Here is an 18884-nt window from a genome sequence, read left to right on the forward strand (position 1 = left end):
GACACCCCCGTCATCACCCTCGACGCCCGACGCCGCGACAGCGCCAAGAGCGCCCTCATCACCCTCGTCGAACACGCCCTCCTCGCCCGCCTGCGGTGAACCGGGGGCCGTGCCCGACGACGTACGGCCGCACGGCGCGGCCCGCGGACCCTCCGGTCCACGGGCCGCGCCGTCGTGCCTCCGCCCGCCGCCAGGCCGGCCTCAGGCGGCGTCCGGCTCCAGGCCGGCCCGCAGCAGGCCGTGGGTGTAGGCGTCCTCCAGCGCCAGCCAGGAGGCGGCCACCACGTTGTCGGCCACCCCGACCGTGGACCAGGTGGAGGTGCCGTCGGCGGTGTCGATCAGCACCCGGGTCTTGGAACCGGTGCCGTGCTGGCCCTCCAGGATGCGGACCTTGTAGTCCACCAGCTCCAGCTCGGCCAGCTGCGGGTAGATCCGCTCCAGGGCGGTGCGCAGCGCCCGGTCCAGCGCGTCGACCGGGCCGTTGCCCTCGCCGGTGGCGATCATCCGCTCGCCCTTGGCCCAGAGCTTGACCGTCGCCTCGTTGCCCGTGGTGCCGCCCGGGCCCTGCTCGCTGATCGTCCGCCAGGACTCCAGGGTGAAGAAGCGCTCCCGTCGGCCGCGCACCTCGTCGCGGAGCAGCAGCTCGAAGGAGGCGTCGGCGGACTCGTAGGTGTAGCCGAGGCTCTCCTGCTGCTTGACCTTGGCGACCACCCGGCCGGCGAGGTCCCGGTCGGTGGAGAGGTCGTAGCCGAGCTCCTTGCCCTTGAGCTCGACGGAGGCGCGGCCGGCCATGTCCGAGACCAGCATCCGCATGGTGTTGCCGACCGTCTCCGGGTCGATGTGCTGGTAGAGGTCGGGGTCGACCTTGATCGCCGAGGCGTGCAGCCCGGCCTTGTGGGCGAAGGCGGAGAAGCCGACGTAGGGCTGGTGGGTGGAGGGGGTCAGATTGACCAGTTCGGCGATCGCGTGCGAGATCCGGGTCATCTCGGCGAGGCTGCCGGGCGGCAGCACCCGGCGGTCGTACTTGAGCTCCAGCGCGCCGACCACCGGGAAGAGGTTGGCGTTGCCGACCCGCTCGCCGTAGCCGTTGGCGGTGCACTGGACGTGGGTGGCTCCGGCGTCGACCGCGGCCAGGGTGTTGGCGACGGCGCAGCCGGTGTCGTCCTGGGCGTGGATGCCGAGCCGGGCGCCGGTCTGTGCCAGGACGTCGGCGACGATCTCGCGCACGCCGGAGGGCAGCATCCCGCCGTTGGTGTCGCAGAGCACGACCACGTCGGCACCGGCCTCGTGGGCGGCGCGGACCACGGAGAGCGCGTACTCCCGGTTGGCCCGGTAGCCGTCGAAGAAGTGCTCGCAGTCGATGAAGACCCGGCGGCCCTGGGCGCGCAGGTGGGCGACGCTGTCCCGGACCATCTCCAGGTTCTCGTCGAGGGTGGTGCGCAGCGCCAGTTCGACGTGCCGGTCGTGCGACTTGGCGACCAGGGTGATCACGGGCGCGCCGGAGTTCACCAGCGCGGCCAGCTGCGGGTCGTCGGCGGCGCGGCCGCCGGCCCGGCGGGTGGCGCCGAAGGCGACCAGCTGGGCGTGCCGGAGGTCCAGCTCCTCGGCGGCGCGGGCGAAGAACTCGGTGTCCCGGGGGTTGGCACCGGGCCAGCCGCCCTCGATGAAGCCCACGCCGAACTCGTCCAGGTGCCGGGCGATGGCCAGCTTGTCGGCCACCGTGAGGTTGATGCCCTCACGCTGGGCGCCGTCGCGCAGGGTGGTGTCGAAGACGTGGAAGGCGTCGTCGGGGAGGTTGCTCGCCTGGGTCATGACCCTGGGTTCTCCGTTCCGGGAGGTCGGTTACTGCTCTGCCGGTTCTTGTCCGGCTCCACTGTCCAGCATCCCGCGCGCACCCGGTGTCCCTCGGCCCCTTGTGGGGGCTCCGGCCGGTCCGGGGGAAACAAAAAGACCCCTCGCGGGTGCGAGAGGTCTGCGCGCGGGTCTGGACGCTGGTGGTCGCCCCGCATCGGGTGGTGCGGTGGCGGTCACTGCGGACCGGCGCGCCTGCTGCTAATCATCAGCGACAGCGAGGACACGCTCGCAGTCTAGGCACATCCTCCGGACCGCGGCCCACCCGTCTCGCCATCCGGAACACCTACTCGACGAGCTCGGCGGTGTCGAGGGTGAAGTCGAACGGCTCCGGCAGATCGAGCGGATCACCGAGGGGGACGGTGGTCACGGTGGTGTAGTCGCCGCGTGAGGGCTCGCTGTGCAGCACGACCACGTTCCGGTCACGGTCGACCAGCAGGTAGAGCGGGATGCCCGCAGCCGCGTATCCCTTGCGCTTGTCGTGCCGGTCCGCGTCGGGCCTGCTCGACGTCACCTCGGAAACCATGAGAACGCCCTCGGGCTCGGACCAGGATCCGTGGCCCAGCATCGCGCCGCGGACCGTGAACGTGCCGTCCGGAATGAACCTCCCGGTCGGGACGATCAGCCCCTTCCCGCCGCCGAAGTCCATGTCTTTGGCACTCCGGCGGGCCACTTGCCAGCTGAGCCTGCCAACCACCGTCTCGTGTTCGCCGTCCGGCGGTGGGGTCACGACGATCTTCCCCTCGATGAGCTCGGCCTTGAACCCCTTGGGGGTGTCGAGGGCCAGAAAGGCTTCGAGGAGGTCATGGTCCGGAGCGCACGACGTCTCGGCGTATCCGTGCGGCAGAGCGGTCACGGTCCCTCCCTCTGTTTCGCCGGGCTCAACGACCTGAGCAGTTCGAGGTTACGGCTCCGGGTGCCCCGGTGTCCCGGGGCACCCGGGGACCGTCAGACGATCTTGTGCAGCCAGCCGTGGGTGTCGGGGGTCTGGCCGCCCTGGATGGCGAGGAGGGCGCGGCGCAGCTCCATGGTGACCGGGCCGGGCTCGCCGGCGCCGACGGTCCAGTCGCCGCCGCGGGACTTCACCGAGCCGACCGGGGTGATGACGGCGGCGGTGCCGCAGGCGAAGACCTCGGTGAGGGTACCGTCGGCGTTGCCCTGCTTCCACTCGTCGGTGGAGATCCGGCGCTCCTCGACCGCGTGGCCGAGGTCGGAGGCGAGCTGCAGCAGCGAGTCGCGGGTGATGCCGGGCAGCAGGGCGCCGGACAGCTCGGGGGTGACGATCCGGGCGTTCTCGCCCTCGCCGAAGACGAAGTAGAGGTTCATGCCGCCCATCTCCTCGATCCACCGGTGCTCGGCGGCGTCGAGCCAGACCACCTGGTCGCAGCCCTTGGCGGCGGCCTCGGCCTGGGCGACCAGCGAGGCGGCGTAGTTGCCGGCGCACTTGGCGGCACCGGTGCCGCCCGGGGCGGCGCGGACGTAGTCCTCGGAGAGCCAGACCGAGACCGGCTTCACGCCGCCGGGGAAGTAGGCGCCGGCCGGCGAGGCGATGATCATGAAGAGGTAGGAGTTGGCCGGGCGCACGCCCAGGCCGACCTCGGTGGCGAACATGAACGGGCGCAGGTAGAGGCTCTGCTCCGGCTCGTTCGGGACCCAGGCCTGCTCCTGCTGGACGAGCAGCTCGACCGCCTCGACGAAGGCCTCGACCGGCAGCTCGGGCATCGCCAGCCGGCGGGCGGAGGCCTGGAAGCGGGCGGCGTTGGCCTCCGGGCGGAAGGTCGCGATCGAGCCGTCGGCCTGGCGGTAGGCCTTGAGGCCCTCGAAGATCGCCTGGCCGTAGTGGAGGGTCATGTTGGCCGGGTCCATCTCGATCGGCGCGTAGGGCGCCAGCTGGGCGTCGTGCCAGCCCACGCCCTCGGTCCAGCGGATGGTGACCATGTGGTCGGTGAACACGCGCCCGAAGCCCGGGTTGGTCAGCCGGGCCTCGCGCTCCGCCTGGGGAAGCGGGTGCGCGGAGGGCTTGAGGTCGAACGTGATGGGCGCCTGGGTGGGCGTGCTCATGACTGTGTGTCCTTCACCGTGGGGTTGGTCCGGGCCGCCCGCCGGGTGGCGTCCCGCCCTTGTCGGGCAGAACGGACGCACGACGACACGGCCCACTGTCGATACTCGCATCCAGAGGGCCGTGCCGAACAGCCGCGGACTCGTTGGATGTCCGCAAGCTGCCGTTATCGGGTCCGGCCCAGCGGGGGCCGGAACACCGTCTGTCGGGTTCCGGCCTCCTAGGCGGATACTCGGGCGGCGAGCGCGTCGCCGACCTGGCCGGTGGTCCGGGCCCCGGTGCGCTCGGTGAGGTCCGCGGCGACCGCGTCCTCGATCCGGGCGGCCTCGGCGGGGTACCCGAGGTGGTCGAGCAGCATGGCGACCGACAGCACGGTGGCGGTCGGGTCGGCCTTGCCTTGGCCGGCGATGTCCGGCGCCGAGCCGTGCACGGGCTCGAACATCGACGGGAAGGCGCCGCTCGGGTTGATGTTGCCGCTGGCGGCCAGGCCGATCCCGCCGGTGACGGCGGCGGCCAGGTCGGTCAGGATGTCGCCGAACAGGTTGTCGGTCACGATGACGTCGAACCGCTCGGGCTGGGTGACGAAGAAGATGGTCGCCGCGTCGACGTGCAGGTAGTCGGTGGTGACCTCGGGGAACTCCCGGCCGACCTGCTCGAAGATCCGGGTCCACAGGTGGCCGGCGTGCACCAGCACGTTGTTCTTGTGCACCAGGGTCAGCTTCTTGCGCGGGCGCGCCTGGGCGCGGCGGTAGGCGTCACGCACCACGCGCTCGATGCCGAAGGCGGTGTTGAGGCTGACCTCGGTGGCCACCTCGTGCTCGGTCCCGGTGCGCAGCGTGCCGCCGTTGCCGACGTACGGGCCCTCGGTGCCCTCGCGGACGACCACGAAGTCGATCTCCGGGTCACCGGCCAGCGGGGACTTCACCCCGGGGAAGAGCCGGCCCGGACGGAGGTTGATGTGGTGGTCGAAGGCGAACCGCAGCTTGAGCAGCAGCCCGCGCTCCAGCACGCCGGACGGCACGCTCGGGTCGCCGATGGCGCCGAGCAGGATCGCGTCGTGGGCCTTGAGCTCGGCGAGGACGCTGTCCGGAAGGGTCTCACCGGTGCGGTGGTAGCGCCGGGCCCCGAGGTCGAACTCGGTGGTCTCCAGCTTCACATCGGCGGGAAGCACCGCACCCAGCACCTTGAGGCCCTCGGCCACCACTTCCTGGCCGATACCGTCACCGGGGACGACTGCGAGACGAATCGTGCGAGACATGCTCGGAGGCTACTCCGGTGTCCCACAGCCTGACATCTCGCGTCCACCATCCGGACAACGGGCCACCCGGGAAGGCTGTTTCCAGAGCCCGCTCAAGCCTGCGGAGCGTGCGCATGCGGAAGAGGGTCTGCGGGCTCACGAAGACCAGGCTGCCGTCGAGCAGCTCGGTGTGCGGCGGGAGATCCGGCAGCCGGTCGAGGTCCTCGGCGGTGTAGCCATCGACCGGGGGCCGAAGCCAGTCGGGGTACGGCGCGACGCTCACGGTTCCTCCCATACAGGCATCCTCGTGGCCTTTCTCGGGCTACTCGGACCGATCCCCCGGGACTTCATCCTTCCGAAGGGCGTGCACAGATCCGTGCACGCCCCTCGGCCGTTCCTAGGGCAGGGTCAGGATCTGGCTGCGGCGGGCCTCCGGGTTGAGGTGGTGGAGGAGGAGGATCCGGGACCGGTCGCCGGGGGTGCGGCGGATGTCGAGGACGGTGGCGGGGCGGACGGGGGCCGCGATCGCGGCGGCGCCGGGGGCGGTGCGGATGTCGACGGCGGGCTGCAGGACGTCGACGGCGAGGGTGGGCCGGGCGCCCTCCAGGCCGATCGCGGAGAAGGCCTCGGCCGGGTCCGGGGTGCCGGAGCCGGTGAGGCCGGACCACAGGGCGTAGTGGACGGTGCTGTGGCCGGGGCCGATGCCCGGCAGGGCGGACAGCCGGACCGGCAGGACCACCGCGTCGGAGTCCAGCAGGGCGGTGTCGGTGTCGCCCCAGCGGGCGTTCAGCGGCTGGACGTCCAGCTCGGCGCCGGTGCGGGCGTCCAGGGCGCGCGCCACCAGGACGTCACTGCCGCGCAGCCGGTCGGCCTTGACGATCACATCGGTGACGCCGTCCCCGTCGGTGTCCAGCGCGGCCCGGACGGCGAACAGCCCGACCGGGGTGGCGGCCGGCGCCCACACCTGGGCGCCGAGGTAGAGCCGGCCCTCGGCGAGCGGGTCGCCGGGGAGGGCGGGCGCGTCGGTGGCGGCGCCCACGGCGCGCAGGTCGGCGGCCCGGTCGCCGGGGCGCTCGACGCAGAGGTCCTGGAGGTGCCCGGCCTGCCCGGTGCCGTTCTCCTCCGGGACGAAGCCCGCGCCGGGGCCGACCTCCGCCCCGCCGTCCGGCGGGCAGTCGGGCCAGCGCCCGCCCTCCCCGCCGAGCGCGAAGGCGCTGACCAGGCCGGGTCCGCCGCCGGGGACGCCGGTGCCGGTGAGCGGGACCAGCGCGCCGCCGTGGGCGGCCCGGACGGGGGTGGTGGCGACCAGGTCGGAGGCGGCCCGCGGAGCGGCGAACAGCGGCACCCGCAGCCCGGGGGCGGCCGGGTCGTCCGGGGTGAGCAGCAGCCGGCCGGAGAGCTCGCCGCGGTAGCTGCGGGCCCGGCCGCCCTGGAGGGTGGCGGTCGTCGGGTCGGGGGCGCGGCCGAGCGCGCCGGGCACCCGGAGGGTGACCCGCACCCGCGCGGCGCCGCCGGGCGGGACCTCGACCCGGGCGGGCGCGAGCTCGAAGCGGGCGCCGGGCGCGTCGGTGGCGGCCGCGTAGCCGGTCCGGTAGGCGACCGGGGCGGCGGAGAGGTTGCGCACCTCGACCTCGCGGACCGGGGCGAGCGGCCCGGTGACCTCGACCGGGCCGAAGGAGACGCCGACGGCGCCCTCGACCGCCCCCTCCCCCGCCGCGTAGGCGACGGCCGGGGTGCGCACGGCGCGGTCCACGGCGGCCCGGCCGGCGCCGGTGCGCTCGGGCCCGTAGACCGGGCCGGTGCCGCCGTCGCCGAGCCAGGTGTCCCCGGCGGTGTTCATCAGCGCGGCCTTGACCTGCTCGGCGGTCCAGTCCGGGTGGACGGCGCGGACCAGTGCGGCCAGCCCGGCGACGTGCGGGGTGGCCATCGAGGTGCCGTCCTCGCGCTGGCCGCCGGTCCCGCTGCCGACCAGGGCGGACCAGATGGTCTCGCCGGGGGCGGCGAGGTCGGGTTTGACGACGCCGGGCACGCCGATGCCGCGCGAGGTGAAGTCGGTGAGGGTGTCGAGCCGCTGCGGCTGGTCCTGGGAGACGGCGCCGTGCAGCGGGTCGCCGGACGCGGCGAGGCGGACCCGGACCGTCCCGGCGGCGGCGCCCGCGCGCAGCCGTTCGCCGTCGGCGCGGCCGAGCAGGGCGAGCGGCACCCGGTCGTTGCCGGAGATCTCGGCGAGGTGGTCGTCGTCGGCGGCCAGCAGGGCGCCGATCGCGCCCGCGTCGGCGACGTGGTCGGCGCGCGGGCCGGAGCCGCAGGCGCGCTCGGACTCGCGGGTGCTCCAGGCGAGCACCGCGATCCGCCCGGAGAGCCGCTGCCGGTCAGCCTCGGAGAAGGCCGCGCAGCCGTCCGACTGCTCGGCGGGCAGAGCGAGTTCGCCGGTCACGTCGGCGGTGGACCAGTCCCGGTAGCGGGCGCTCCAGTGGGCCGGGACGACACCGGCGAGCGACGGCGGGTCGAGCACGGTGATGCCGTCGGCGTCGCCGTGCGGGTCGACGGAGGCGGCCACGGCGACGGCCCGGGCGGCGGTGCCGGGGCTGCCGCCGATGCCGTAGACGTCGCCCTCGTTGCCGGCGGCGGCGACCACCACGGTGCCGAGGGCGACGAGCCGGTCGACGGCGAGGGCGTCGGCGTCGTCGGTGGAGCCGAAGCGGCTGCCGAGCGAGAGGTTGAGGACGTCGAGGCGGTCGCTCGGGTCGCCGTCGCCGTCCGGGTCGGCGGCCAGGTCGAGGGCCTGGCCGAGCTGGTCGGTGGAGCCGTCGCAGCCGAAGACCCGGATCGCGTACAGCTGGGCGCCGGGGGCGGCGCCGGGGCCGACCTTGAAGCCGGCCGGGTCCAGGCCGGGCCGGTAGGGGCCGCGGTAGGTCCGTCCGTCGGCCGTGACACCGAGGCCGGCGGCGGTGCCGGCCACATGGGTGCCGTGGCCGTTGCGGTCGCAGTCGATCGGGTTGTCGTCGGGGTGCGGGTCGGGCTGGTAGTGCGGGGCGCCCGGGTCGGGCTGGTAGTCGTCGCCGACCAGGTCCCGGCCGCCGATCACCTTGGCGTTGGGGAACAGTCCGGCGGGCGCGGGCCCGGCGCCGTCGACGGACCGGAACGCCTCCTCGGTGCCCGGACCGCCGAAGTCGGCGTGGGTGTAGTCGATGCCGCTGTCCGCGACGCCGATCCGCACGCCCTGCCCGGTGCTGCCGGACGCCCCGTCCACCGCCGCCGCCGCACCGGCGGCCGGGCCGCCCGCCCAGACCTCGGGCGCGCCGGTGACCGGCACCGAGTGGGCGTTGTCGCGCCGCTTGCGGACGATCGGGTGCACGGCCGTGACCCCGGGCAGGGTGCGCAGCGCGGGCAGCCGGCCGGCCGGCACGCTCACCGCGAGGCCGGTGACCAGGGTGCGGGTGCGGTAGAGCTCCCGGGCGGCGGGCACCGTGCCGTGGACGGCCCCGGCCAGCCGGTCCAGCGCGGTGGAGACGCGGGCCCGCTGCTCGGCGCCGGCCCGGGCGGCCTCCCGGCGGACGGCGTCCGGGGAGCGCCGCCGGCTCCGGGCCTCGTCGCCGGCCCGCCGCCAGGCGGGGGCGACGGGCTCGGTGGCGAGTTCCAGCAGGACGGAGACGGGCCGGTCGGCGGCCCGGGCGGGCGGGGCCGTCGGCGGGCTGCCGGCGGCCGGGGCGGCGCCGGTGAGCAGCACCGGTCCGGCCAGCAGGGCCAGGGCGAGGCCGATCCGGGCGAGCGGTCGGCGGACGGTGGGACGACGCATGGGGTCCTCTCCCCCGGCCGGGGGAACTGATCCGCGTCCCGTACCGCTGACGCCCGCCCGCGCGGCCGTCGATCACCCTTCCGGGGGCCCCAAATTAGGAATATCGCGCCGGCCGGGGCGAGCAACCTCCCCTGAACGGTGGCAAGTTGCACCCCTTGGAGTGACATTCCACCGGCCCGTTCGGCCCATTCGGCGGATGAACGCCACTCGGGCGCCCCCGGCGCGAAGGGCCGGCCGACGATCGGCCGACGATCGGCGGAGGGTCAGTGGTGGCCGGTCACGCCGCCGTTGTCGCGGCGGTCCAGCGCACGCTGGAGCGCGGCGGCGGCGAAGGGGTTCGGCTCGGCGGCCCGGCGGCGGCGCGGAACGCGGGTCTGCGGAGCGGCGGGGGCGGAAGCGGCGTGACGGTCGGCGGTCGGGGGCATACCGGGCTCCTTGGTTCGATACGCGCCGTGGGGACGGACGCGGCGGTGGGGAGGAGGGGGGTACACCGGGCGGGGGTCACCTGCCCATGGGGCGTACACGCACGCACGGGCCGCACACCCTGGCTGCAGGGGCGGCGCACCGTACGGCTTCCACCACGGTAAGGCCCGGGACCTGCGGTGTCTGCACGAATACTTGGATTTCCTACTATCTGAGACGGCTGTCACCCTGAGGAACGCGCCAGGGCCCGGACCGCCGTACGTACGGCGGTCCGGGCCCTGGCGCGAGGTGCGGCGCGGGGCGGTCCGGGGCTCAGGCGCCCAGGTCGACCGAGCGCGCGAAGCGGGCGCCGATCTCGGCGGCGATGGCCGAGAGCACCTCCTGCGGGATCTCGCTGTCCACGGTGAGGGAGGCCAGCGCGCCGCTGCCCTCGCGGGCGACCTGCATGCCCGCGATGTTGATGCCGGCGTCGCCGAGGTGGCGGCCGAGGACGCCGACCACGCCCGGGCGGTCCTCGTACTTGAAGAAGGCCATGTGGTCGGTGAGCGCCACGTCCACGTCGAAGGCGTCCACGCCGACGATCTTCTGGATCTGCTTGGGGCCGGCCAGCGTGCCGGAGATGGCGATCTCCTCGCCGTTCGCGAGGGTGCCGCGCACGGTGATGACGTTGCGGTGCTCGGGGCTCTCGCTGGAGGTGGTCAGCCGGACCTCCACGCCGCGCTCCTGGGCGAACAGCGGGGCGTTGACGTAGGACACCGTCTCCGCCACGACGTCCTCGAACACGCCCTTGAGGGCCGACAGTTCGAGCACCTTGACGTCGTGCTGGGTGATCTCGCCGCGCACCTCGACGTCGAGCCGCACCGCCACCTCGCCGGCCAGCGCGGTGAAGATCCGGCCGAGCTTCTCGGCCAGCGGCAGGCCCGGGCGGACGTCCTCGGCGATCACGCCGCCCTGGACGTTGACCGCGTCCGGCACCAGCTCGCCGGCCAGCGCCAGGCGCACCGACCTGGCGACGGCGATGCCGGCCTTCTCCTGGGCCTCGTCGGTCGAGGCGCCCAGGTGCGGGGTGGCCACCACGTTGTCGAGGGCGAACAGCGGGGAGTCGGTGCACGGCTCCTTGGCGTAGACGTCCAGGCCGGCGCCGGCCACCCGGCCGTCGCGCAGGGCGCTGAGCAGCGCCTCCTCGTCGACGATGCCGCCGCGGGCGGCGTTGACGATCCGGACCGACGGCTTGACCTTGTGCAGCGCCTCGTCGCCGATCAGGCCGATGGTCTCCGGGGTCTTGGGGAGGTGGACGGTGATGAAGTCCGAGACCTCCAGCAGTTCCTCCAGCGAGACCAGCTTGACGCCCATCTGCGCGGCGCGGGCGGCCTGGATGTAGGGGTCGTACGCGACGATCTTCATGCCGAACGCGGACATCCGCTGGGCGACCAGCACGCCGATCCGGCCGAGGCCGACGACGCCGAGGGTCTTCTCGCTCAGCTCCACGCCGGTGTACTTGTTGCGCTTCCACTCGCCGCCCTTGAGCGCGGCGTTGGCCGGCGCGATGTTGCGGGCGACCGAGATCAGCAGGCCGCAGGCGAGCTCGGCGGCGGTGACGATGTTGGAGGTCGGAGCGTTCACGACCATGACGCCGGCCTTGGTGGCGGCGGAGACGTCCACGTTGTCGAGACCGACGCCGGCCCGGGCGACGACCTTGAGCTTGCGGGCGGCGGCCAGCGCCTCGGCGTCGACCTTGGTGGCGGAGCGGATCAGGATGGCGTCGACGTCCGCGATGGCGGTCAGCAGCTCGGTGCGGTCCGCGCCGTTGCAGTGACGGATCTCGAAGTCGGGGCCAAGGGCGTCGACCGTGGCGGGCGAGAGCTCTTCGGCGATCAGAACTACGGATTTGCTCACGACAGTGTGTCCTTAACTGTCCGGTTCCCCCGAGCACGAAGGTGGCGTGGAGGGCGGGGGAAGGTGGCATGCCGCGTAGGTAGACGCACGACGCTGTGGGCCTGACGCGCACTCGGAGTGTATCGGCGGGCTGGATAGCGGGCTGCTCCCGTCCGGCGAAATCACCCGGACGGGAGCAGCCTAGTTGTACAAGGGCGTTACAAAATCGAGAGGGTCCGATTCAGTGCGCGCCCGGCGTCGCTCAGGCCTCTTCCTTGACCCAGCTCATCAGCTTGCGCAGCTTCTTGCCGGTGGTCTCCAGCAGGTGGTCCTCGTCGGCCTTCTTGTACTCGTTGTACTTGGGCAGACCGGCCTTGTACTCGGCGATCCAGGTGTTGGCGAAGGTGCCGTCCTGGATCTCGGCGAGGACCTTCTTCATCTCGGCCTTGGTGGCGTCGGTGATGATGCGCGGGCCGGTGACGTAGTCGCCCCACTCGGCGGTCTCGGAGACCGACCAGCGCATCTTCTCCAGGCCGCCCTCGTACATCAGGTCGACGATGAGCTTCAGCTCGTGCAGGCACTCGAAGTAGGCGATCTCCGGCTGGTAGCCGGCCTCGACCAGGGTCTCGAAACCGGCCTTGACCAGGGCGGCGGTGCCACCGCAGAGGACGGCCTGCTCACCGAACAGGTCGGTCTCGGTCTCCTCGGTGAAGGTGGTCTTGATGACGCCGGCCTTGGTGGCGCCCAGGCCCTTGGCGTAGGACAGCGCCAGGTCGAAGGCCTTGCCGGAGGCGTCCTGCTCGACGGCGACGATCGCGGGGACGCCGCGGCCCTCCTCGTACTGGCGGCGGACCAGGTGGCCCGGGCCCTTCGGGGCGACCATGCAGACGTCGACGTCGGCCGGCGGCTTGATGAAGCCGAAGCGGATGTTCAGGCCGTGGCCGAAGAACAGGGCGTCGCCGGCCTTCAGGTGCGGGGCGATGTCCGCCTCGTAGACGTCGGCCTGGATCGGGTCCGGGACCAGGATCATGATGACGTCGGCCTCGGCCGCGGCCTCGGCGGGGGTGACCACGCGCAGGCCGGCCTCCTCGGCCTTCTGGCGGGACTTCGACTCCGGCTTCAGGCCGACGCGGACGTCCGCGCCCGAGTCGCGCAGGGACAGCGCGTGGGCGTGGCCCTGGCTGCCGTAGCCGATCACCGCGACCTTGCGGCCCTGGATGATGGACAGGTCGGCGTCGTCTTCGTAGAACAGCTCGGCCACGGGGGCACATCTCCTTGCGAGTGGTTTTCCTGGGTCTGCTTCGGTTCCTACCGTATGCGGACCCGGTGAAGGGGTGGGGCGGTACACAGGGGTGCCGCGCGCCAGCGCGCCGTTGGAAGGGCGGTGGCGGGCGACGTGGGCGGGACCGCGGCGCGGGTCAGGCGCTGCGGTCGAGGGCGCGCAGCGAGCGGTCCGTGATCGAACGGGCGCCGCGTCCGATGGCGACCAGGCCGGACTGGACCAACTCCTTGATGCCGTAAGGCTCCAGCATCCGGAGCATGGCCTCCAGCTTGTCCGAGCTGCCGGTGGCCTCGATGGTCACCGCGTCCGGGGACACGTCGACCGTCTTGGCGCGGAACAGCTGGACGATCTCGACGATCTGCGACCGGGTCTCGTTGTCGGCGCGGACCTTCACCAGGACCAGTTCCCGCTGGATCGCAGCGGACTGGTCGAGTTCGACGATCTTGATCACGTTGACGAGCTTGTTGAGCTGCTTGGTGACCTGCTCCAGCGGGAGGTCCTCGACGTTGACCACGATGGTCATCCGGGACACGTCCGGATGCTCGGTGGGGCCGACGGCGAGGGAGTCGATGTTGAAGCCCCGACGGGAGAACAGCGCGGCGATCCGGGCGAGCACGCCGGGCTTGTTCTCGACCAGGACGGAGAGGGTGTGCTTGGACATGGGTCGTGGGTTCCCTTGGTCGTTCCGGAAGGGGCTCAGTCGAGGTCGTCGCCGAAGTCGGGGCGCACCCCGCGGGCGAACTGGATCTCGTCGTTGCTGGTGCCGGCCGCGACCATCGGCCAGACCATGGCGTCCTGGTGGACGATGAAGTCGATGACCACCGGGCGGTCGTTGATCGCCATCGCCTGCTCGATGACCGCGTCGAGGTCCTCGGGGCGCTCGCAGCGCAGGCCGACGCAGCCCATCGCCTCGGAGAGCAGGACGAAGTCGGGGATCCGGGTGCCCTGGGCCGGCGGCTCGATGCCGTCGTGGCCGGGGCCGGAGTGCAGCACGGTGTTGGAGTAGCGCTGGTTGTAGAACAGCGTCTGCCACTGCCGGACCATGCCCAGGGAGCCGTTGTTGATGACCGCGACCTTGATCGGGATGTCGTTCAGGGCGCAGGTGGCCAGCTCCTGGTTGGTCATCTGGAAGCAGCCGTCGCCGTCGATCGCCCAGACCGCGCTCTCCGGGCGGCCCGCCTTGGCGCCCATCGCGGCCGGCACGGCGTAGCCCATGGTCCCCGCGCCGCCGGAGTTGAGCCAGGTGCCCGGCTTCTCGAAGCGGATGAACTGCGAGCTCCACATCTGGTGCTGGCCGACGCCCGCGGCGTAGATGGCGTCCGGGCCGACCAGCCGGCCGATCCGCTCGATGACCTGCTGCGGGGAGAGCTGGCCGCCCGCCGCGGGCTCGTAGCCCAGCGGGTAGGTCCGCTTCCACTCGTCGAGCCGCTCCCACCATTCGCTGTAGTCGCCCTTGTGGCCGGCGTCGAACTCGGCCTGGACGGCGACGATCAGGTCGGCCAGCACCTCGCGGGCGTCGCCGACGATCGGCACGTCGGCCGGGCGGTTCTTGCCGATCTCCGCCGGGTCGATGTCGGCGTGGACGACCTTGGCGTACGGCGCGAAGCTGTCCAGCTTGCCGGTGACCCGGTCGTCGAAGCGGGCGCCGAGGGTGAAGAGCAGGTCCGCCTTCTGCAGCGCGGTGACGGCCGGGACCGAGCCGTGCATGCCGGGCATGCCCAGGTGCTGCGGGTGGCTGTCCGGGAAGGCGCCGAGCGCCATCAGGGTGGTGACCACCGGGGCTCCGGTCAGCTCGGCGAGGATCCGCAGCTCGGCGGTGGCACCGGCCTTGATGACGCCGCCGCCGACGTACAGGACCGGGCGCTTGGCGGTGACCAGCAGCTTCGCGGCCTCGCGGATCTGCTTGGCGTGCGGCTTGGTGACCGGGCGGTAGCCGGGCAGCGAGGTCTCGGCCGGCCAGCGGAAGGTGGTGGTGGCCTGCAGGGCGTCCTTGGCGATGTCGACCAGGACCGGGCCGGGGCGGCCGGTGGCGGCGATGTGGAACGCCTCGGCGATCACCCGGGGGATCTCGGCCGGGTCGGTGACCAGGTAGTTGTGCTTGGTGATCGGCATGGTGATGCCGCAGATGTCCGCCTCCTGGAAGGCGTCCGTGCCGATCGCCTGGGAGGCGACCTGGCCGGTGATCGCGACGATCGGCACCGAGTCCATGTACGCGTCGGCGATCGGCGTGACCAGGTTGGTGGCGCCCGGGCCGGAGGTCGCCATGCAGACGCCGACCCGGCCGGTGGCCTGCGCGTACCCGGTGGCGGCGTGACCGGCGCCCTGCTCGTGGCGGACGAGGATGTGACGCACCTTGGTGGAGTCCATCAGCGGGTCGTACGCGGGAAGGATGGCCCCGCCGGGGATGCCGAAGACGGTGTCCGCACCGACGGCCTCCAGCGAGCGGATGAGCGACTGGGCGCCGGTCATGGTCTCGACGACGTGCTGCGGAGCGGGAGCGTGGGCGGCCGGGGTGTCCCCGCGGCGGGGGGCTGCGGCGTGCTCAGTCATCTGCCTGTCTCTTCTCGGTTCTGGCCGGCCCGGTGGTTGCGGGCCCCGGGGGGTCGAGGGGTGGGGTCCCGCTTGCGGGCCGATCGCCGGCTCTGCCCCAATCGTCCCTTTCGCGGGGCCACGGGGCCAGGGGTCTTGCAGTGGTGGAACGGCGTCGGTGCAACAAAAAACCCCTCGTGCCCAAGGGCATGCGAGGGGTGGCGCGTCGGTCTGTCACGAGCGGGGCATGGCCCGCTCAGCCGACGCGCCCGCCAAGTACGAGAATTCGGGTGCGCATGGCAACGACCTTCCTCCCGTCAAGGCCCGACTGTCAAGCAGGTGGGACGACAGTCTCGCCATGCGGACCCGCTCCCGGACCTGCCACGGCCGGATGTTCGGGCAGGTCGGAGGCGCTGCGGTGAGATGCGACACGTCCCTTTCCACCCTCCGCGCGCCCACTCGTCCGAGTGTCCGCGGTCAGGTACACCCGCCGGACCGGGGGCGGGCCGGGCGGCCTCGGCACCGGGTAGACGCGGCGGGCCAGCGCGCGCCGCAGCCGGGCCTCCTCCAGCGGCGCGGAGAAGGCCGAGCCCTGCACCTGACGGCAGCCCAACTCCTGCAGCACGGCCACCTGGCGGGGCAGGTCGACGCCCTCGGCGCCGGTGACCAGTCCGAGGTCCCGGCCGAGCCGCAGGGCGTGCCCGGCGAGCGTGCGGGCGAGCGCGGAGTCGCCCAGGCCGTGGACCAGCGAGCGGTCCAGCTTGAGGCCGTCGAAGGGCATCCGGGCGAGTGCGCCGAGCGAGCCGCCGCCGGCCCCGAAGCCGGCCAGCGCGGTGGAGACGCCGAGCCGGCGCAGCGCGGCGAGCCGGCGGCCGAGTTCGTCGGCCAGCTCGTCCGGGCCCGTCCGGGCCACCTCGACGATCAGTTGGCCGCCCGGCAGCCCGCTGTCGCGCAGCGCGGCGGCCACCGTCTCGTACAGGCCGGGCGCGCAGAGCCGCTCGGCGGAGAGCCGGACCGAGACCGGGACCGGCGGCGGGTCCGGACGCCCGCGGGCGGGCAGGGCGCGGCGCAGCGCGGCGGCGGTGACCGCCTCGCGGACCAGCCAGCGGGAGAACCGGGCGGCGGCGTCGCGGTGTTCGGTGGAGCGCAGGAACTCGGCGGGGGTGAGCAGCAGCCCCTGGGCGGAGCGCCAGCGGGCCTGCGCCTCGACGGCGGTGACCGCTCCGCTCGCGAGGTCCACCACGGGCTGGTGGAGCAGGGCGAAGCCGCCCTCCCGGACGGCCGCCCGCAGCCGCTCGTCCAGTTCGGTGCGGCGCTCCAGGTCGGCGCGCATGGCCGGGCTGTAGAGCATCACCCGGCCCTTGCCCTCGGACTTGGCGCGGTACATCGCGAGGTCGGCGTTGCGCATCAGCTCGTCGGCGGCGGCGCGCGGATCGGCGGCCGGGCCGCGTTCGGGGCTGCCGAAGGCGATGCCGATGCTGGCGGCGACGCTGAGTTCGCTGCCGCCGATCCAGTACGGCTCGGAGAGCGCGGTGCGCAGCCGATCGGCGAGTTCCTGGACCTGGAGGCGGCCGAGCGGGCCGCAGACCAGCGCGGCGAACTCGTCGCCGCCGAACCGGGCGACGGTGTCCCCGCAGCGCACGGCGCCCTGGAGCCGGCGGGCGGCCTGGACGAGCAGTTCGTCGCCGACCTGGTGGCCGGCGGTGTCGTTGACCGCCTTGAAGCCGTCCAGGTCGAGGAAGAGCACGGCGACCCCGGCACCGGCCTCGTCCTGCGGGCCGCGGATGGCCAGCGCGGTGCGCAGCCGCTGGGTGAACAGCGCCCGGTTGGGCAGGTCGGTGAGCGGGTCATGGAACGCGTTGTGCTGCAACTGGGCCTGGAGCATGACGCGTTCGGTGACGTCACGGCTGTTCAGGATGAGGCCGTCGCGGTACCGGTCGACGGTCGACTCGACGTGCAGCCACTCGCCGGCGCCGGAGCCGATCCGGCATTCCACCCGCGCGGCGGGCAGCGGTTCGCCGCCCGGGTCGCGATGGGCGGCGAGCCGGCCGCGGGCCAGGAAGCGGCGGACCTCCAGCAGCACCCGGTCGACGTCCTCGGGGTGGATGAGGTCGAGCAGGTTGCCGCCGACCAGTTCCTCCGGGTCGCGCCCGTAGACGCCGAGCGCGGCCGGCGAGACGTAGGAGAGCACGCCGTTGGCGCCGGCGATCATGATGACGTCGCTGGAGCCCTGCACCAGGGAGCGGAAGTGCGCCTCCTTGTGGGCGAGTTCCTGGGCCAGCGAGAGGTTGTCGAGCAGCATGATGCCCTGCCGCAGGATCAGCGCGAGGCCGACGGTGCAGGCGGCCGAGGCCACCACCCGGTCCAGCGAGCGCCCGCCGAGGGCGTTGTAGAGGATCCCGGCGGTGCAGACGGCGGCGGCCGCGTACGGGGTGAGCGCGCTGAAGGTGGTGGCCACCCGGCGGCGCGGCAGCCCGCCGACCGCGGGGTGCTCGCGCAGCGGTCGGCGCCAGCGCGGGGACCACGGCGCCCAGGCGAGCAGCAGACTGCCCGCGAACCAGCCGGCGTCCAGCAGTTCGCCGGAGTGGTAGCTGCTGCGCAGCTCGGGCGAGGTGAACAGGGCGTCGCAGAGCACCGTGACGGCGAGGCCGACCATGGCGGTGTGGACGGCGGCCCGGTTGCCGTCCCGGCCGCCGAAGCGCAGGCCGACGACCAGCGAGACGAGCAGGATGTCCAGCACCGGGTAGGCCAGGTTGAGCGCGAGCCGCAGCGGGGAGCCGGCCTCGCCGGCGGCGGTGCGGCCGAGCGCGAGGCTCCAGCTGAGGGTGAACAGCGAGCCGGCCACCAGCCAGCCGTCGAGCAGCAGGCAGAGCCAGCCGGCGGCGCTGCGCGGGCGCTGGGCGAGCACCAGGACGCCGGTGATGGCGAGCGGGGCGAAGAGCAGGAAGGCGTACTCGGCGAGCGAGTTCGGCGGCAGCGGGGTGCGTTCGACCAGCTCGTACCAGCCCCAGGTGCCGTTGCCGAAGGCGACCATGAGCGAGGAGAGGCCGAACAGCAGCCAGGCCGGGCGGGCGTGGCCGCCGACCGTACAGCCGTAGGCGAGGCAGGAGAGCGCGGCGGCGAGCGCGGCGGCGGCCAGGCCGAAGTCGCCCATGAAGACGGCGATCCGGCGCGATCCCCAGCCGAGCGCCGCACCGAGTGTGTAGGCGAGGCAGAGCACGCCGAGGACGGCGCCGGGCAGCTTGCGGCTGTAGAGCACCCGGCGCAGCGCCGCGGGTCTGCCGCGGCCGGGCGCCGGCGGGGCCGGCGCGTGGACGGCGGGCCGGGACGCGCCGCGCGGGGGCGGGCCCGACGGGAGCGGGACGCCGACGGGCGCACCGGTCACCGGCGGACCGCTCACGGGCGGCGGTCCGCCCACGAGCAGGTCGGTGTCCGGCGCCTCCGGCCGTCCGGCTCCGGGCAGCACCGCGTCGGTGGAGCTCACTCGGCCTCTCCCCCTCCGGCCCGGGACCTCGCGCCCCGGTCACGGACCACCGGCCGCGCGCCTGGTGGCCGTGCGCGGTGACCTGGCGCCCCGTCAGGGCGGTGGCCCAGGGGGCGGGGGGCCTGCCGGCCGTCCCGCCACACCGATGTTCCCGTTCGGGACCCTACACCACTTCGGTCACTCAATGACACGCACACTCAACTTAGAGTAATGGCCCCGGGGTAGGGAATTGCGCCCGATTCCACCGGAACGGGCCGGTTGGCGGGGGCGCACGGGCGGGGGCTCACGCGGCGCGCACGGGAGCACGGGGCAGCGCCCGCACGGCACCGGCCGGGCCGACGACGG

11 protein-coding genes and 2 pseudogenes are annotated in these 18884 nt (G+C 73.6%); 1 reads left to right on the forward strand and 12 read right to left on the reverse strand.

Annotated features, from left to right (window positions below; translation table 11 throughout):
* A pseudogene (locus tag ABZW10_RS35030) lies at positions 1-99 on the forward strand (ATP-binding protein); the annotation flags it as partial.
* Positions 100-201: 102 nt separating this feature from the next.
* Here the strand turns inward: ABZW10_RS35030 and cimA are convergent.
* The 12 genes and pseudogenes from cimA to ABZW10_RS35090 form a co-directional block, all read right to left on the reverse strand.
* Entirely contained in the window at positions 202-1812 is a 1611-nt protein-coding gene (gene cimA, locus ABZW10_RS35035) for a citramalate synthase (protein WP_355374493.1), read from the reverse strand.
* A gap of 325 nt (positions 1813-2137) precedes the next feature.
* Positions 2138-2707 (reverse strand): Uma2 family endonuclease, encoded by a 570-nt coding sequence (locus ABZW10_RS35040; protein ID WP_355374496.1) that lies wholly within the window; start codon positions 2705-2707, stop codon positions 2138-2140.
* 92 nt (positions 2708-2799) lie between these two features.
* Positions 2800-3912: a branched-chain amino acid aminotransferase gene (locus ABZW10_RS35045; protein WP_355374499.1), complete on the reverse strand. Its 1113-nt coding sequence runs from the start codon at positions 3910-3912 to the stop codon at positions 2800-2802.
* Positions 3913-4130: 218 nt separating this feature from the next.
* Complete coding sequence (locus tag ABZW10_RS35050) at positions 4131-5168, reverse strand: 3-isopropylmalate dehydrogenase (protein ID WP_355374501.1); 1038 nt, start codon at positions 5166-5168, stop codon at positions 4131-4133.
* Between the two features lie 118 nt (positions 5169-5286).
* A pseudogene (locus ABZW10_RS35055) lies at positions 5287-5442 on the reverse strand (Uma2 family endonuclease); the annotation flags it as partial.
* Between the two features lie 102 nt (positions 5443-5544).
* Positions 5545-8946, reverse strand: a complete 3402-nt coding sequence (locus tag ABZW10_RS35060; RefSeq protein ID WP_355374504.1) for a S8 family serine peptidase — start codon at positions 8944-8946, stop codon at positions 5545-5547.
* 263 nt (positions 8947-9209) lie between these two features.
* Positions 9210-9371 (reverse strand): hypothetical protein, encoded by a 162-nt coding sequence (locus ABZW10_RS35065; protein ID WP_355374506.1) that lies wholly within the window; start codon positions 9369-9371, stop codon positions 9210-9212.
* Between the two features lie 310 nt (positions 9372-9681).
* Complete coding sequence (gene serA, locus ABZW10_RS35070; protein WP_355374508.1) at positions 9682-11265, reverse strand: phosphoglycerate dehydrogenase; 1584 nt, start codon at positions 11263-11265, stop codon at positions 9682-9684.
* 241 nt (positions 11266-11506) lie between these two features.
* Complete coding sequence (gene ilvC / locus ABZW10_RS35075) at positions 11507-12505, reverse strand: ketol-acid reductoisomerase (protein WP_350550163.1); 999 nt, start codon at positions 12503-12505, stop codon at positions 11507-11509.
* Between the two features lie 157 nt (positions 12506-12662).
* A complete protein-coding gene (ilvN, locus tag ABZW10_RS35080; protein ID WP_030302941.1) occupies positions 12663-13187 on the reverse strand; it encodes an acetolactate synthase small subunit in 525 nt (174 codons plus the stop codon).
* A 35-nt stretch (positions 13188-13222) separates the two neighbouring features.
* Positions 13223-15076 (reverse strand): acetolactate synthase large subunit, encoded by a 1854-nt coding sequence (locus ABZW10_RS35085; RefSeq protein WP_355374512.1) that lies wholly within the window; start codon positions 15074-15076, stop codon positions 13223-13225.
* Positions 15077-15386: 310 nt separating this feature from the next.
* Positions 15387-18314 carry an EAL domain-containing protein gene (locus tag ABZW10_RS35090; protein ID WP_355374567.1) on the reverse strand — a complete coding sequence of 976 codons (2928 nt, stop codon included), beginning with the start codon at positions 18312-18314 and terminating at the stop codon, positions 15387-15389.
* Positions 18315-18884: the final 570 nt, after the last annotated feature.

The organism is Kitasatospora sp. NPDC004723, from assembly GCF_040609255.1.
Classification (GTDB): Bacteria; Actinomycetota; Actinomycetes; order Streptomycetales; family Streptomycetaceae; genus Kitasatospora.

Excerpts from the sequence above, each read along its gene's own strand:
- ilvN (WP_030302941.1), bottom strand. The coding sequence starts at position 13,187 with ATGTCCAAGCACACCCTCTCCGTCCTGGTCGAGAACAAGCCCGGCGTG.
- ABZW10_RS35065 (WP_355374506.1), bottom strand. The coding sequence starts at position 9,371 with ATGCCCCCGACCGCCGACCGTCACGCCGCTTCCGCCCCCGCCGCTCCG.
- cimA (WP_355374493.1), bottom strand. The coding sequence starts at position 1,812 with ATGACCCAGGCGAGCAACCTCCCCGACGACGCCTTCCACGTCTTCGAC.
- ABZW10_RS35045 (WP_355374499.1), bottom strand. The coding sequence starts at position 3,912 with ATGAGCACGCCCACCCAGGCGCCCATCACGTTCGACCTCAAGCCCTCC.
- ABZW10_RS35085 (WP_355374512.1), bottom strand. The coding sequence starts at position 15,076 with ATGACTGAGCACGCCGCAGCCCCCCGCCGCGGGGACACCCCGGCCGCC.
- ABZW10_RS35060 (WP_355374504.1), bottom strand. The coding sequence starts at position 8,946 with ATGCGTCGTCCCACCGTCCGCCGACCGCTCGCCCGGATCGGCCTCGCC.
- ABZW10_RS35050 (WP_355374501.1), bottom strand. The coding sequence starts at position 5,168 with ATGTCTCGCACGATTCGTCTCGCAGTCGTCCCCGGTGACGGTATCGGC.